The sequence below is a fragment of the Neorhizobium sp. T25_27 genome (assembly GCF_002968565.1).
Classification (GTDB): domain Bacteria; phylum Pseudomonadota; class Alphaproteobacteria; order Rhizobiales; family Rhizobiaceae; genus Neorhizobium; species Neorhizobium tomejilense.
In genome coordinates this window covers 520,399-536,588 of record NZ_PVBJ01000003.1, presented here as the reverse complement: position 1 = coordinate 536,588, position 16,190 = coordinate 520,399, and the positions used below count along the sequence as shown (strand labels likewise).

Here is a 16,190-nt window from a genome sequence, read left to right as displayed (position 1 = left end):
GACATTCCTATCGTGTCAGAAGATCGGAGATCTGAGCGGTCGAAATCGAGTGGAACCACTCCAGGTGGGCCCAGCCGGCCTCGGTATTGCGCAGAATGTAGCGGCTGTTGTCGGGGAAGATTTCGGCGCGCCAGCACGTGAGTAGCGCACGGGCCGCAAGACGGGCCATCGACAGGAAGGGGATGAGCCGCAGTTCCTCGTCAGTGAGTTCGGCGTGGCGGAGATAGCCGCGCAGAACGTCGCGCGGCTCGTCGAACAGGTCACGGCGGTTCCCGTAGCCAATCGTCTTTGGCATCTGATTCATCAACGCGGTAGAGACATCGACCGCGATGGCGGTACGGACTGCATCTCCGAAATCGATAACGCCAGTCAGGAACTGCGGGGTGGCGTGATCAACGACAAGGTTCGAGGTATTAAAGTCGTTGTGGAGCACTTGCCGCCGGCATAGGTCCAGACTCGGCTTGATTTCGGCAAACCGCTCGAGTGCCCGGATCGTCCAGGCCTGCTTGCGACCCTCCGGAATAAAGCTCAATAGATTGGAGAGAGCGAGCAAATGGGTAACATCCCATGCTAGCGCCCGGTCGTCTGCAGGGTGAGAAAAATCGGCCATGGAATGACGCAGCTTTGCCAGGATCTCGCCGATCCGTTCGCGCTGTGGGGACGTGGAAGTCGTTCGGTCAAGTGGAGTACCGGGGAGGAAGGTGACTAGCCGCACCGCTCGCCGCTCGCCGGCACTGGTGGTGACGATGGGCAAATCCGCTCCGTCGACGTCGCGATGTGCACGAGGGATTGGGAGGTCAGGAGCTCTTTGCTCGATATGACGCATCAGCGCTACCTGGAAATCGAGCTCCTCCAGCCGCTCAGACGGATGGGCGATCTTTAGCACGAACTTCCCCTGGTGCCCGCAGTCAAGGAGGAAGGTGTCGTCTTTTTCGGTCTCGAAGCGGGTGGCCGAGCCACGCGCGCCGTATAGTCGTTCAGAAATTACTTCGGCTTCCGCTGCGCCGACGGGACAGCATGCTTGGGAAAGCTCAGAGACGCAAGCTGGCCGAAACTGTTGATTGTCGCTCATCGTCCATCCTATTCAGATCCCGCCCTGAGATAGGCAGCTCGACGGCCGGAATATCTCATATTTTCTGATTGTACAACAATCCTACGGCGATTCAAGCTCTTTTGTCGCCTTGCTCTGTGACTTCCTGCCCACGGATGGGTGGCAGTGTAGGAGAGCGTTCCGATCAACCCGCAATAAATCCCGAATATTCTCACTGTTTCGGCGAGTCAGTGGGTGCCTTGTCGTTGTTGAACGGAGGCCTGCCCACGAGTGGCGGCCAAGCAATGTCAAGTCGAGAACTAGCGATTGTTGTACAATTAGGTTGCTATCGCGGCGACCTTATGCTTATGTGCTTAGGCCGGTCGGAATGCAGGAAGGGAACGAAGTGCTCCGACAGGATTCGCTCATGGCAAGAAATAGGGGTGAGATGAAACTGAACAGACACAAACTCTTGAGCGTATCGGTGTTGTCGCTGCCGCATTGCGGCCTACCGGCGCCGCGGCCTCCTTCGTGCCCGAACTGGCTCAACGCTCCGACAGAGCTCACCGAGATTGCTCCCAACAGCCATCGACCTTTCGTTTTTCGGGAGTCCTCCCAACGGTGGAGAAGGTCGATTTCGTGATCGAGTGCAATCTGCTTTTGGTCGGCTACGACTATCTGGCGACGTTCATCACGCCCGGAATCAGCGTGTGCCGAGTTGGACATGGACCGCTTGCTCGAGCTGGATGGCGTAACTGACAAGTACTTCAGTTTATGGTGTTGAGATCGCCGTTTTCTAGGAGAATCCGCCGCTATATCCGACGCTCGTATAGTAATACCGCAAATGTCGACGGCAACGTACTGGCACCGTAGCCGGAGAATAACAGCCATCTCCTCCGACCCAAAGCATCAGTGACTATATTCCTGCATCGTCCATATGATGATCCGTAAAGGCACAACGTGCCGTGAAAAGTGAAAGGAACACACGCTATGACTGCCTTCCGACCAAAGTTCATCACCTTTGACTGCTACGGCACGCTGACTAACTTTGACATGGCCGGCGCCGCGCGTCGCGTCTACAGTGAGCGCCTCTCGCCAGAGGCGATGGTTTCCTTCATCGAGGCTTTTCGAGGCTACCGCCTAGACGAGGTTCTGGGTGCATGGAAACCTCTCGTCGAGGTCGTGCACAATTCCATCGAGCGTAGCTGCAAACGCATCGCCATCCAATTCAAACCGGAGGACGCCCAACTTATCTATGATGAAGTTCCAACCTGGGGTCCGCACGCGGACGTCCCGGCGGGACTGGTCGAGGTCGCCAAGGAAATTCCACTGGTCATCCTCTCTAACTCAATGAACAATTTGATCATGTCAAATGTAGAAAAGCTTGGCGCCCCCTTTCACTGCGTGATCACCGCCGAAGAGGTTGGCGCCTACAAGCCGCTGATGAAGGGCTTCGAATACATGCTCGACAAGCTCGGCTGCGGCCCCGATGATATCACTCATGTGTCCTCCTCGTTCCGCTATGATCTGATGACGGCTTATGATTTGGGGATTAAGAGCAAGGTCTGGGTTAATCGCGGCCACGAGCCGGCCAATCCCTTTTACGGATACACCGAGATCGCTGACATCGGCGGCTTGGCTGCAGCCGTCGGCCTGGCTGCGCCATTGTCAAAAGCCGTTTGATCTGGGTGATTGCGAAGGTCGGGAGCGGGTCGCTTGACCCGCCCCGGCATAGGATCGCTGACTAGGTATTCCCGCAGAGCAACGGCGGTTCTCTCTCCCGCGCGCGCTCTGGCGTGGAGTCGTAGAATCCTCCCCAGCAGATCCACGCTTCACCGGGTCTTTCGGAATCCTTCGACATTAACCGCAGTAAGTCGGCATCAGCAGAATCGTCCGCAACCAGATCCCCTTGGCCCTGGAGGAGAGCGTTCTTCCCGTCAGCTACGTCACCATCCGGTCAGGCCTCAAGGTCGACCAATGTGACTGATCACTTGCCGAGCGCCTTCGTACCTACCAGCTTGCTTATGCCACGGCATCCAAAACGCGAATCGTTGCAGGTTCAAAAGCTCCTCGACCGCACGAAGCTCTCGGTGACCGAGGAGCTGGCCCTGCGGCCATAGCGGCTGATCGACAGCCCGGCGGCGTCGATTTCTGGGGTGCGCTCGCTGACCAAGTCTGAAACCACTCGCGCCGACCCGGTGCTCATGGTCCAGCCAAGAGTTCCATGCCCGGTGTTCAGGTAAAGGCCCTTGATATTCGTGGGACCGACCACCGGAGTGCCGTCCGGCGTCATGGGGCGTAGGCCGGACCAGAAGCTCGCCTTTGAGACGTCTCCGCCAGGAAACAGCTCGGTTACCGAATGCTCGAGCGTTTTCCGCCGAGCCCGTGCGAGGTCGTTCGTGTAGCCCGAGATCTCGGCCATGCCTCCGACGCGGATGCGGTCGCCGAGACGCGTGATGGCGATCTTGTAGGTCTCGTCCATCACGGTCGACTCCGGCGAACGAGAGGGGTCGTCGATCGGAATCGTCAAGGAGTAGCCCTTGACCGGATAAACCGGGAGATGGATGTCGTGAGGCTTCAGGAGGAGCGGCGAATAGCTTCCCAACGCTACGACGACGGCATCGGCGGGAACCCGACCGCTGCCGGTTACGACGCCGCGGACGCGACCGGACTCTACGTCGAGGCCCTCTATCGTCGTCCCGTAGGAGAAGCGAACGCCAAGTTCGGCCGCCTTCTTCTCAAGCGCGTTGGTGAACTTGAAGCAGTCGCCGGTCTCGTCCTTCGGAGTGAGGAGACCGCCCACGATCTTCTCGCGGACGTGTGCCAGAGCGGGCTCGTAGCGAATGCATTCGTCACGATTGAGAACCTCGTGAGGAATTCCATCCGCCGCCAGCGCCACTACGTCGTTTGCGGAGGCGTCTAGCTGCTGCTGGGTCCTGAAAAGTTGCAAGGTTCCCTGCATGCGTTCGTCGTAGGCGATTCCGGTCTCTTGACGCAGTTCCGCCAACGCCGAGCGACTGTAGTCTGAGAGGCGGAGCATGCGGCTCTTGTTGAGAGCGTACTTCTCATGGGTGCAGTTCGACAGCATCTTCAGCATCCACGACAGCATGGCAGCGTCGAACTTTGGACGGAGTATCAGTGGCGCGTGCTCCATGAACATCCACTTCAGAGCCTTCTGCGGGATGCCAGGTGCGGCCCAGGGCGAGCAGTAGCCGAAGGAAACCTCGCCTGCATTGGCGAAGCTAGTCTCCAGAGCTGGCCCGGACTGGCGATCAACGACGACCACCTCGTGACCTGCCTTCGCAAGCTGATATGCGGACGTGACGCCGATGATGCCGGCGCCGAGAACTGCGACTTTCATATTATCCTCGAGGAGAAGGGGCTCTTCCAGCCGTTAGCGATATTGGCGGTGATAGCGGTGGCCGAGGCCGGTGAGGATTTCGTAGGAGATAGTCCAGGCGTCGCGCGCGACGTCCTCCAACGTCTGGTTGGGCCCGAGGACTTCGACAAGGCTGCCGAGCCGGATTCTGCCAAGGGGCAGGGCGCTGATGTCGATCGTGATGCTGTCCATCGAGACGCGGCCGACGATCGGCAGTCGCACGCCTTCGAAGTAGACCGCGCCACGGTCGCCCAGGGAACGTGGCAGCCCGTCCGCATAGCCGGCCGCGATGGTCGCCAGTCTGGTCTCCCTGGAGGCGACATGGATGCCGCCGTAGCCGATCTTGGCGCCGGCCGGAACCGTCCGGGTCTGTACAACTGCGACGTCGAGGCGGACGACCGGCTCCATCGGATGCATATCGTCCGCATACGCGCCGCCGTACAACGCGATGCCGGGCCGGGCGAGGCCAAGGCGATAGGGCCTGCCGAGCAAGATTCCTCCGGAATTCGCGAAGGACAGTTTGTAGCCAGGAAATTCGTCGGCGATGGCTCGGAACGTTTCGAGCTGTTCCAAGTTCTGAACGCTCTCTCCGTCATCCGCCGACGCAAGGTGGCTCAGCAGGAAGAGGATCTCGACGTTGTCACCTAAGGCGATCTCCTTGACGAGCTGAGAGCGCTCTTCAGGTGGAAGCCCGAGCCGTGACATGCCAGTGTCGAATTGCACCGCCGCCGGCAATCGTCGTCCGAGCCTGCGCGCGGTCCTTGCCCAGTTCCGCCATTGATCGATCGAGTTGATGACCGGGACGATGTCCTCGTAGGCGCATATGTCCTCGTTGCCCGGTTGCAGCCCATTAAGGACAAAGACCTGTGCATCTTGCGGCAGGGCTGGGCGAAGTTCCGTGGCCTCCACGAACTGCGCGACGAAGAAATGCCGGCAGCCACGCTCGTAGACGGCCTTCGCCACACGTTCCGCCCCGAGACCGTAAGCGTCGGCCTTGACCACCGCGGCGGCGCCGCCAGGCCCCGCCAGGTCGGAGAGCGCTTCGTAGTTGCGCCCGAGCGCTTCGAGATCGAAGGTGAGATAACCGGAAGCGCCCTCGACGCTACCGACTTCATCGACCTGCAGTTCGCTCAATCTCACTGTTTGCAAAGTCTCGATCCCCGTACCTGCGTATGCCGGAAACATATTGAAATAATCGTCGAATATCCCATCAAAGAGTATTTGATTATGCGAAAATTCTATATTCTGAAGAGGAATATACGAGGCTTTGAAAGAATCCGCCGTGGTATCTTTGGACACTATCGACCGTAACGTCATCAGGCTCCTTCGCCTCAACGCCCGGACCTCGAATGCAAAGCTGGCCGAGGAAGTCGGACTGTCTCCTTCCGCCTGCCTGCGACGAATCCGCATCATGGAAGAGGCGGGCGTGATCAGGGGCTACACCGCGCTCGTGGACACTTCCAACGTGGAGTCCTCGATCGCGGTCATCATCAATATCACGCTGGAACGCCAGACCGAGGAGCACCTCGACCGCTTCGAAGCTGCGGTCCGGAAGTTCCCCGAGATCCGCGAATGCTTTCTGATGACGGGAGGGTCGGACTACCTTCTGCGTGTCGAGGTGGCGAACGCAGGAGATTTCGAAAGGATTCATAAGGAGATCCTTTCGACGTTGCCGGGTGTGCTGCGCATTCACTCGAGCTTCTCGATCCGGAATGTGCTTGCCACGAAGCCGAAGCGCCTGTGAAAAAATGCTTCGCTCACCTCGACCTATTCAGCGCGCCTTGTAGCCTACAGATGGGCGCCAATGGTCGAAAGCAGTCGATTTGTCAGTAGAACGGAAAAGTTCTGCGCACGGTAAATTTCGCGAAAGTGTTACGCTCCGCCGCTGCCGCGATTGCTCGCAATACAGAAGGGTTGCGCCAATTGTCGGAGCGTGCGCGGGTCGAGCAGCGATACCTCTAGCTCTCTGTTTTAAGCGCATGCTTGACGCGGAAGATGGTGATCCCCACAGATCCCACAACCACGGGAATAGCGACAAGCATGATCAACGGATTTAGATGAAGCCCTACGTGGTCTACCGTTTCATATATAAGTTTGAGCAAGCTCAGCAAGTAATAGCTAATTGCGATCATAGAAAAGCCTTCGACCGCGCGCTGGATCTTGACCTGCGTCGCGGCGCGATTGGCCATCGCCTGGATCTGTGTGGCGTTCTGGAACTCAATCTCGACCTGGATCCGGGTTTGTAGCAGGTCGAGCAAGTGCATCGCGGCACTCGATAGGTGCTCAAGCCTCAACGCGGTTGCTTCGCAGGTACGCACCGCAGGCTTGAACCGTCGCTCCACGAAGGTACCGAAACGTTGAAAGCCGGGGACATGGGTTTCCCGTAGAAGGGCTATCCTCTCTTCAACGATTTTGGCGTAGGCAGCGGTTGCGCCAAACCTGTTTCTGGCCTGCGCGGTGGCTGAAATGATATGCGACGATAGAACAGTAATCTCCTCAAGCAATTGCTTGTGCTGGTCTGCAGGCGTCCCCAAATTGCGATTGGTCAGCCTAACGAGTTCAGCGTCATACTCGCCCAGAAGCGGGGCGAGACGACGCGCCTCCGGCAACCCGAGCAGCGCCATTGACCTATAGGTTTCGATCTCAACGATGCGACGTACCATGCGCCCCAGGCGATGTGCATTCAGGTCCTTGTTGAACAGAATGATCCTGCTTGAATTGTCCGCTCGAACACGAAAGTCGGAGCACACCTGCGCCGCCCCGCCGCCGATTGATGACGCGGCGGTATCGCCGAAGTCGAGGGCTTTCAGAACCGTTCCAAGCAGGTCAGGAGGGTTCCCGAGAACAAGAATACTCACGCGGCAAACGAGCAGAGGAGAACTCAACCCTGCTAGGCGGGCAAAATCACCTTCACACAGCTCGGCGTCCGGCCAACGCTCGGGCTCGCTAGCCAGTTTTCGGACCCGCGTCACCGTGACGAACTCAGTGTGCCGTTCCACTCTAACTGAAATTCCACCCTCGGCCTCGAGACTATCGTGGAACTCCTTGATTACGCCATCCGACGGCAGGAAAGCGACGTGCTCTACGATCGCCGGACCGGTGAAATAAATCGACGGTCGAGCGTGAAGCTCAGAGTTGAAGTCTACCGTCTTCTGTTCAAAAATAGCTGGACTGGAGACCTGTGGTGTGGAAGCAGACGCCGTTGGCGAGAATGCTTCCTCAGCGCCCTTTGAAATCATTTCCGTCGTCCTCATTCCCTAAAAGCACACCGACTGGCGAACCTATATGAAGCGAATGCCATCAATTTGAAAAGCCCCGCCGGCGCGGAAAGAATCTGCTGATCCTGCTTGGAGTCCGAGCGCTTTTCGGTCGATTTGTGAGCAAGCCAGCTTTTCGCGCCGTCGTTTTTACCCGCTCGATGCCGGGCGGGAAAGGCGCCTTGTAGACTTTGGATCTTGAACCGTAGGTAGCCACCACTAGGCGACCTGAGGCAGGATCATTCTCCAGCGTGACCCTGCCATCTCGGTCATCATGCGTGAATGGCTAGGCCGGGCGCGATCTGGCGCACGATGGCCGCCCGTGTTCGTTGCCTGACCTCTTGACGTTCGGATTTCGCTCGATGAGATCGAAAAAATCTTCGGTCAGCAACATGTGCATGCCCGGCCAGCGCCGGGCAGGCCAAGCGCTGATCGTCTACAGGGGTGAAGATTGGGGTCTGACTCATATGTGGAACGGCCCGGTTGGCAAGGTTTTTCAGCGCAAATCACCTCCAGACGGTGCAGTCATATGTCCGGCCTGTGAGCGCGGTCATTGACCGCTGGCCACGATGAGATCCGCGATGTCGATCGCCTAATCAATTTTGCGCGCTTAAAGGCGCAGTGAGTCAGACGGTCTGATCGACATCGAGTATCGCCCCTCGGGTTCATCACGCTTTCGTACCTTGCCGCTTTATCCCGACGCAGGAACGCCGGGAATTCTGTTCCTACGCCTCTGTCATCGCTGGCGCTTGGTATGTGCCGCCCTTGACCAAAATCGCCCATATCGTGCGGGCCATCTTGTTAGCCAGCGCCACGGCTGCCACCTTGTAGGGGCGTCGTGCCATTATTGAAACGACCCAGCCAGGTAGCTTTGAACCTCTCCGAGCCTGTTTCAGAATCGATGTAGCACCGACAATCAGTAGAGTTCGTAACTGCTTATTGCCGCGCTTTGAGATCTTGCCAAGCCGCTCCTTCCCTCCGCTGGAGTTCGCTCTTGGCGTGATGCCGATCCAGGCCGCCAAATCCCGTCCTGTTCGAAAGGCTGCCGGATCCTGAACCGCGGCACGAACAGCCGCTGCAATAATAGGACCGACGCCGGGGATGGTTGTTAAACGACGTGTGGCATCATCGGTCTTGTTACGTTTGACGTAGGGCTTCACGTACGCTGGCGGCATCAACCGCACCGTATGGCCGAATTCGCCGATCGCGTTGGCCCAGTAGTGGGCACTCCCGCATGCTTCCATTCCGACAAGGCATGGTTCGATGTGACGAAAGAACTCCAACACCTGTGATCGCCGCAAGGCACGGCGGACAGCGACGTGCCCGCCTTCAGTGATGGCGTGGATCTGAAAGACCGACTTGGCCAAATCCAGTCCAATTGTGGTAATCTTCTCCATGGAACGGTTCCCTCTATCTTGTGGCGATTGGCGTCACCACGATAGGCATCCTGGATGCCGGCGCGAAGGGCCGTTCCACACCATCACATTTGATGATTTCAAGTCGAAGCTGGGTGCCGGCTATCAAAAGGAGTCAGCACCATGGCGACCAAATTTCGTTTGTCATCCCTGATCCCGGCCGGATTGATTGTAGAGCGTTCCGACGAGAGCGACGGGGTTATCATTGTTTTAGCGCGGGCTGCCACCGGTCGGCGTTCCTGCTCTTTGTGCAAACGTGTGTCTGATCGTATTGATAGCCGTTACGTCCGGATTATTGCCGATTTTCCCTGTGCTGGCACTAAGGTTCAATTACGGCTGTCGGCACGACGCCTTGTTTGTGAGATGACATTCTGCCGTCGCCGGATTTTCGTCGAAAGGCTTGGTGAGCTTGTCGTCCTTTGTGAGAGAGGATATGAGAATTGCAGACGTCCAACAGCGATCGGCGTGGTTTACTGACCGAAGCTGAGACTGATCACCGCGCCAAATTGTAAATCTCGGCAAGGTCGCTTAGATCCCAATTGCCGCCGGACAAGACCGCACACACTTTCTCATCTGGCCTCACGTCTATGCTGCCTGCCAACAGTGCTCCTATTCCGATGGAGGCGGCTGGTTCCGCGATCAATTTCGCATCCTTAGCAAGGGCACACATTCCGGCGATGATGTGTTCGTCTTCAACAAGAACAATCTCGTCGACATACTTTTCGATAATCGGGTACGGATTTTGACCCGGTACGCTTAACCTCAAACCGTCCGCAATCGTATTCTTTAACGGAAGCGATGTGCGTTCCTTATTTTTGCGGCTGTAAAAGTATTTCGGCGTCAAGGCAGGCTCTGCGCCGATAACGCGCACTGATGGCTTGGTTTCTTTTATCGCAGTGGCGATGCCCGAGATCAGCCCTCCACCGCCCAAGGGTACGATAACTGTGTCCACATCTTCCAAGTCTTCGAGGATCTCACACCCGATCGTTCCCTGACCAGCCATTACGACAGGGTCCTCGAAGCCGTGAATAACCGCATAATTGTTTCCTTCACCGATCTCGTAGACTTTTCTCCATCTAGCAGCGTTGTCACCATCAAAAAGGATGACTTCCGCGCCAAGGGCTTCTGTATTGGCGATCTTGATTTTTGGTGTGGTGACCGGTAGCACCAAAATCACTTTTACGCCAAGCATCCTCGCGGCATAAGCAAGCGCCTGGGCGTGGTTGCCCGACGAGGTCGCAATGATCCCGTTTGCGATCTCTTCTCGGGGGAGCGAGAGAACCTTGTTCAGGGCGCCGCGGATCTTGAATGCGCCAGTGATCTGCAGGGTTTCCGGCTTGAGGTAGAGCTGACAGCCAGCAGCTTTTTCGATTTTGTCGGCACGCAATAGCGGCGTGTGTCTGACATGCGTTTTTAGTCGTTGCTGAGCTTCACGGATGTCCTGAATGGTGGGATAGCTGCGCATTGTCATTCCTCAAAAAACTGGAAGAAAGTGCCGACGTTACCAGCTATTGCGTTCTGATAGATTTTGCTGGCGGTCGTATTGTCTTGTATGGCCATCCCTGTGGAATCGAAGATCGTTATTTCATCATCACTTTCTCGTCCCGGCTTCCTTCCCAGCAGTACCTCACCGATTTCGCCGTGGATGTCGTCCTTGGCAATTATGTTTTTATTCAGCGGGTGCCAAGTCTCGCCTTTTTCCGTGCATTGAGAAAGCGAGTCGACGATGATTTTGGCGTTTCGAAAAAGCTCCGGATCCAGCTCCTGTTTGCCGCGTTGATCCGTGCCGATTGCAACGATGTGCGTACCGGATTTTACCCATTCCGCTTCCACAAGCGACCCTTTTCCTCTGGTCGTTGTAATCAAGATGTCGGCCCGTCCGACCGCCTCCTTCTTCGAGCTTGCGACGGTGACGGGAATCCCGAATTCACGCTCGATATCCGCCTTGTATTTGGAACTTGTTTCGTAGGTGCTGTCCCAGGCGTGAATCTCTTCGATCTTCATGATCTCGTTGATCGCCCGGATTTGCATTCTTGCCTGATTGCCTGTGCCAATCGACGCGATCGTTCTGGAGTTCTTTCTCGCCAGTGCTTTGACGGAGACGGCTCCCGCCGCCCCGGTTCTAAGGCCGGTGATCAAGCTACCATCCATGATACAAATCAGCGCACAGCTCCTGGCATCGAACAGGAGAATGGTGCCCATGCTATTCGGCACGCCGTGTTCTACCGGGTTGTTCGTGAAGCCCCCGGAATGCGCCTTCATGGAGATGATTTCAGCGACCTTATGGTAGCCAAGCTTGAAGTCGATCTCGCCACGCAGGGAGGGCAGATGAATCCCGATATAGTCGGGCTGCTCCACCTGATCGCTGCTGAAGGCCCTGTAAGCCTCTTCGACCGCGCCGATGACTTCCATCATGCCGATAAGCCGTCCTACGTCATTCTTCTTGAGCAGCAGCGTTTTCATGCGTGACCTCTACCTCAACTCGTCGGATGCCCTCGGCGCATCACGATCTGAGCCGCACCAAAGATAGTGGGTCCGGTGGGATCTATTGGTCGTATTCGTGAAGCCCTAAGCAGATTGTTTCAAATCGCATGGCAATTTTGGCAGAGAGTTCCGGTAGGCTCCTTTTCGGAGCTTGAGCGGTGTGTTGGCAATATCCGGTCACCTCCATGCTGACATCGGCGAAGGATTGGGAGCTGATCCTGTCGATCCCACTCGCTGCCAATCGACTCCGCCCTGCCGGGAGGTGGGCTGGCTTTCGGCGCACTGCATGAATTTGCAGGCGGCGGGTCTGGCACGGTGGATGGTGCGGCGGCAGCCCTGTCTGCGACGGTTACTATTGCTGACAAGATGAAGAATGGGATACCTTTCGACGAGCGATGATCTCCAGGCGCGGAAGCGATCAAGCGATGCTTCTAACAAGCGCGCCCTCCAGATAGAGCAGTCGTCTCGTGATACCACCAGTCCGCGTAGTTCCGCCTTCGCGAGCGAGGGACTTTCACATGAAGGGTATTGACTACCAGCATCCAATCTGCTCGGAAATACCTACACCCGTCCTGAAGCTCGCACCATGCGGCGTGCACCCCGGACGCGATCGAAGACTGCGATAACAATTGGCCAAATAACACGCCGCCCAGGCTCACGGTCCGCGGCATGATCCAATATTTCTACCTTGCGATTAGGTGTTGAGTTCCGCGAGATGGTCGGGCTGTGGAAGGGGCAGCCCCGACGCGCATATAGATTTGTCTAAGGAGCAGGCGCCCTTCTTTTCCCGACGGCTTCCGATATCGGCAGATGTGGTTCCTGCGGATATGCAGGCCGACCTGGTGCGTCTTATGAAGGAAATGCCCCTGAAGCCCTTCGGTTTTCGTGGCTACGAAGGCAAGCGGCGCGTTGTCTCCTTCGGTGGGAAGGTTGATTTCGACACGCAGCTCTTTCATGGCATCCAAGCTCTTTATAGGCCACGCAGGTCGCGACTCTCCGATAGGTTGCTGGCCAGGTACGCGAGGCAAAGTTTTGTATGCTCGTTTGTCGCGAGTTTGGCTAAAAAACCTCGTGGACAACGACGCCTTTCTCAGAAAATGGAAGGGTCGATGCGCTTCCATCGGCTGAAACAGCGAATAATTTACCGATAGCGGACGCATCTGCGATCTTATAGGGCGCAATTGTGCCAATTTTGTCCATGGTTACCGGCACCCAAAGCTGATTTGATTGTTCAATCATACACCGCTTAAGCTCCGCCTCTTCAGCATCCAATGCGGTCAACCCTATATCCGCGTCTACACCGCACGTACCTAAAATGAAGATATCGGCGAAAATCCGCTTAGCTTCCCGCAGCGCCTGTCCACCTAAGCAAGCGCCTTTGGAAGGGTTGAATATACCGCCAAGCAAAATTGTCCGACACTTATCGTGGTTCTCGAGGGCGAGCGCTATGCTTGGAGCGTTCGTGATGACAGTCAGTTGCGGGCCGACTGGAATGGCGCCAGCAATTGTGATGTTCGTCGAGCCTGCATCAATAAAAATGGTTTGACCGGACGTAAGCAGTTGTCCAATTGCGGCTCCGAGTCTGTGCTTCGCGTCGCTTAGTATGGCCGAACGAGCTTGGATGGTCCCGAGGTCAGGTGCGGGCGACAGCGCGCCGCCATAAACTCTGCGGCACCAACCCAGTCGTGCCAACTCTCTCAAATCACGCCTGACGGTATCTTCGGAAACACCAAAATCAACGGCTAGCTGCGCGGCAATCACCTTTCCTTTTCGCGCGAGTTCTCCTCGAATTTTGTCGTGGCGCTCTTCTGTCAACATGCAACACGTCTTCCTGTTTCACCAGGTTATTGCACATTGATGCACGATATGTAAAGCTACGGGTGGCATTAACTTATCAACGTGCACGAACAAGTACCTGGCCGGCGCGGACTCGAGCAGGCTGTCGGACGGGAAGATTGGCTTAAGTGATCGGTCGCTCACGCGATTCGCCGCCAGAAGAAAAGGCAAAAAAGATGCACTTGCACCATGTTCGCTCTGGGTGTCTGACCTCGACGGTTCAGCACGCTTTTGTCCGCGGTATTTCGGTGCAACGTCGGAGATCTCTACGAGAGCAAGAGCCCAATCGGCTTCAATTCACGGTTCCTGACAATGCCGGGTGCCGACCTTGATCGAACTGATGAGCAAGCTCAGCTGTCGGAAGGCCACGACCATTTCGGCTGGGCACATATTGCTCTTTCGCTTGGCAGCCAGAAGGCCGTTGATGACGCTGTTTCGCATTTCTCGAAAGGCGACAGGCTAATCCTTGGTGGCGGACCACCGGCGATGGCTTCTACGAGGCCATGGCCTGACGGTATAGAAATCGAACTGACGACCTAACCAAAAAACACTAGGAAACACAGCCGAAAACGGCTCACATATCAAGGATACGACGTGACCAGCAACTATACCTCAATTCCAGCCCACCACGATTTGAGCGGTCGGCGTGAACAGTATGCAACGAGGGCGGTCTTTCTAGTAGCCGGCATTGGAATGGCCGCCTGGGCACCACTCGTGCCGTTTGCAAAGGCGCGCGTGGCTGTCGGAGACGCCACATTCGGCCTTCTGCTTCTTTGTCTTGGACTGGGGTCAATCGTAGCGATGCCGATCACCGGCATTCTGGCGTCCAAGTTCGGATGTCGAGCCGTGATCGCCGCTTCCTCAATTTTATTAGCTATCGGCGTACCCTTTCTCACGCTTGCCAACACGTCTATTGAACTTGCGCTGGCATTGGCATTCTGCGGCGCAAGCGTTGGCACGCTCGATGTCGCGATCAACGTTCAGGCGGTGATTGTTGAAAAAGACAGCGGCCGCAACATGATGTCGGGCTTCCATGGTCTGTTCAGTTTGGGTGGTATCGTTGGCGCCGGTGGCGTCAGCCTTGTCCTGGCTGCCGGCCTGTCGCCTTTCGGAGCGACCCTGATCGCAAGCGCATCAATGTTGATCCTTCTGATTGCCTCATACTCTGGCCTGCTGCCCTACGGGAATCGCGACGCGGGCGCCACGCCGCTCTTCGTTCTGCCGCGAGGCATTGTCATTCTCATTGGCGTTCTCTGCTTCATCGTTTTTTTGGGTGAAGGGTCTATTCTCGATTGGAGTGCGTTGTTCCTCATTTCTGCACATGGACTCGATCAATCTTATGCCGGGTTCGGTTATACAATGTTCTCGATCGCTATGACGTTCGGCCGCTTGATCGGCGACTGGATTGTCAAGACGTTGGGCGGTGCCAAAGTGGTCTTCTTCGGCGGCCTGTTGTCTGCGGCCGGTTTCCTTCTTGCAGTCGTTGCTCCAAATGCTTCTGTCGCGCTTAGCGCATTTGCACTTGTCGGATTGGGCGCTTCAAACATCGTGCCCGTGCTATTCACCGTAGCAGGTCGGCAGAAGGCAATGCCGTCCAGTCTCGCGATCGCCGCCGTGACTACGGTCGGCTATGCGGGTATTCTGCTGGGACCAGCCTTAATTGGATTCGTTGCGCAACACTTCAGTCTCTCGACCGCGCTGGTGATGCTTGCCGGTCTTCTGCTCGTCGTTGCTCTTGTCGGGCCGCGTTCCGCCGCCCGTTAAGCCGAAGTGTAGGATCGGGGGCGGCGTCATCGCGGCCTCGATCATCTCAGCCAACATCATACAGAACGTCGGATCACCGGCGGAACATAAACCTTGCGGTCGACTTAAGCCGCCCATCGATATGGATCCCAACATGACAAAGCTACCTGACGCGCTGTTCCTGCATCGTCTTGCCGATGCGGCTGACGCGGAAACGATGCAACGGTTCAGGACGCGCTTGAATGTGCAGACCAAGCCGAAAGACGGGTACAAGTTTGATCCCGTGACGGATGCGGACAGAGCGGCGGAAGTTGCTATCCGGGCGATTATTCGTGACGTTTACCCCGACCATGCCATTGAGGGAGAGGAATTTGGTGTCTCTGGTTCTGGCGATATACGTTGGGTCATCGACCCCATCGATGGGACAAGACCCTTCCTGCTCGGTATCCCCGTTTGGGGAACTCTTATCGGAATGACGGAAAAGGGTCATGCCGTCAGCGGCATGATGAGCCAGCCGGTCACGAGAGAACGCTTCTGGGCGGACCGGACGGGATCCTGGATGCAGAGGGATAGCAAGATCATCGAACTCAAAACAAGTGAAAAGGTCGATCTAGCCGACGCAATCCTTCACACGAACAGCCCCGAGCCGATTCTGCGGAACCCCCAAATCTCGTTCGGGGCTCTCAACCGTCAGGTCAAAATGACGCGTTATGGCGGCGAGTGCTACGCCTTCGCGATGTTGGCCGCCGGGCATATAGACATCTGCTTCGAATTCTCGCTTCAGCCCTATGACATAGTGGCCATCATTCCGATCATCGAGAAAGCGGGTGGTGTCGTGACGACCCTGAGTGGCGGCAATGCCGCGGCAGGTGGTCCCGTCGTCATCGCCGCGAACACCAGCTTGCACGCTCAGGTGCTTCAGATCCTAAACGGCTAACGATCCCACGGTAGCAACGAGATGAGCATCGGCCGGAATGCTGCACTTGTTTACATCAGCTCTTTTACGTGGATATGAGGTGAGAGCTCCAGCCTGTTTCCAATCCGTT

General features: G+C 56.7%; 13 protein-coding genes and 1 pseudogene. 6 read left to right on the top strand and 8 right to left on the bottom strand.

Annotated features, from left to right (window positions below; all coding sequences use genetic code 11):
• Positions 1-7: 7 nt before the first annotated feature.
• Positions 8-1,072 (bottom strand): phosphotransferase, encoded by a 1,065-nt coding sequence (locus C5J24_RS12760; protein WP_172723941.1) that lies wholly within the window; start codon positions 1,070-1,072, stop codon positions 8-10.
• Positions 1,073-2,020: 948 nt separating this feature from the next.
• Between C5J24_RS12760 and C5J24_RS12755 the strand changes: the two genes are divergently transcribed.
• On the top strand, positions 2,021-2,713 hold the full coding sequence (locus tag C5J24_RS12755; protein ID WP_105418304.1) for a haloacid dehalogenase type II: 693 nt from the start codon (positions 2,021-2,023) through the stop codon (positions 2,711-2,713).
• A gap of 376 nt (positions 2,714-3,089) precedes the next feature.
• Here C5J24_RS12755 and C5J24_RS12750 read toward each other — a convergent pair whose 3' ends face one another.
• A complete protein-coding gene (locus C5J24_RS12750) occupies positions 3,090-4,391 on the bottom strand; it encodes a D-amino acid dehydrogenase (protein ID WP_105405435.1) in 1,302 nt (433 codons plus the stop codon).
• A 33-nt stretch (positions 4,392-4,424) separates the two neighbouring features.
• Positions 4,425-5,543 carry an alanine racemase gene (gene alr / locus C5J24_RS12745; RefSeq protein WP_245446625.1) on the bottom strand — a complete coding sequence of 373 codons (1,119 nt, stop codon included), beginning with the start codon at positions 5,541-5,543 and terminating at the stop codon, positions 4,425-4,427.
• Between the two features lie 148 nt (positions 5,544-5,691).
• Between alr and C5J24_RS12740 the strand changes: the two genes are divergently transcribed.
• Positions 5,692-6,153, top strand: coding sequence for an Lrp/AsnC family transcriptional regulator (locus C5J24_RS12740; RefSeq protein ID WP_105405444.1), 462 nt, complete (start codon positions 5,692-5,694; stop codon positions 6,151-6,153).
• Between the two features lie 214 nt (positions 6,154-6,367).
• On the opposite strand, the gene C5J24_RS12735 is transcribed toward C5J24_RS12740, so the two are convergent.
• A complete protein-coding gene (locus tag C5J24_RS12735; RefSeq protein WP_105405437.1) occupies positions 6,368-7,648 on the bottom strand; it encodes a DUF3422 domain-containing protein in 1,281 nt (426 codons plus the stop codon).
• 743 nt (positions 7,649-8,391) lie between these two features.
• Complete coding sequence (locus C5J24_RS12730; protein WP_105418301.1) at positions 8,392-9,063, bottom strand: transposase; 672 nt, start codon at positions 9,061-9,063, stop codon at positions 8,392-8,394.
• Between the two features lie 141 nt (positions 9,064-9,204).
• Between C5J24_RS12730 and C5J24_RS12725 the strand changes: the two genes are divergently transcribed.
• The gene (locus C5J24_RS12725; RefSeq protein ID WP_245437529.1) at positions 9,205-9,558 is read left to right on the top strand and encodes a transposase family protein; all 354 of its coding nucleotides are present in this window, start codon (positions 9,205-9,207) and stop codon (positions 9,556-9,558) included.
• A 16-nt stretch (positions 9,559-9,574) separates the two neighbouring features.
• On the opposite strand, the gene C5J24_RS12720 is transcribed toward C5J24_RS12725, so the two are convergent.
• Positions 9,575-10,546 (bottom strand): threonine/serine dehydratase, encoded by a 972-nt coding sequence (locus tag C5J24_RS12720; protein ID WP_105418299.1) that lies wholly within the window; start codon positions 10,544-10,546, stop codon positions 9,575-9,577.
• 2 nt (positions 10,547-10,548) lie between these two features.
• Positions 10,549-11,544, bottom strand: coding sequence for an ornithine cyclodeaminase family protein (locus tag C5J24_RS12715; protein WP_105418297.1), 996 nt, complete (start codon positions 11,542-11,544; stop codon positions 10,549-10,551).
• Positions 11,545-11,799: 255 nt separating this feature from the next.
• On the opposite strand from C5J24_RS12715, the pseudogene C5J24_RS32355 reads away from it, so the two are divergent.
• Positions 11,800-11,904: pseudogene (locus C5J24_RS32355) on the top strand (damage-inducible mutagenesis protein); the annotation flags it as partial.
• Between the two features lie 720 nt (positions 11,905-12,624).
• Here C5J24_RS32355 and C5J24_RS12700 read toward each other — a convergent pair.
• A complete protein-coding gene (locus tag C5J24_RS12700) occupies positions 12,625-13,383 on the bottom strand; it encodes a DeoR/GlpR family DNA-binding transcription regulator (RefSeq protein WP_105418295.1) in 759 nt (252 codons plus the stop codon).
• A gap of 612 nt (positions 13,384-13,995) precedes the next feature.
• Here C5J24_RS12700 and C5J24_RS12695 point away from each other — a divergent pair.
• Together C5J24_RS12695 and hisN are read left to right on the top strand one after the other, a co-directional pair.
• On the top strand, positions 13,996-15,165 hold the full coding sequence (locus C5J24_RS12695) for an MFS transporter (protein ID WP_245437530.1): 1,170 nt from the start codon (positions 13,996-13,998) through the stop codon (positions 15,163-15,165).
• 133 nt (positions 15,166-15,298) lie between these two features.
• Positions 15,299-16,081, top strand: a complete 783-nt coding sequence (gene hisN, locus C5J24_RS12690) for a histidinol-phosphatase (RefSeq protein WP_105418434.1) — start codon at positions 15,299-15,301, stop codon at positions 16,079-16,081.
• Positions 16,082-16,190: the final 109 nt, after the last annotated feature.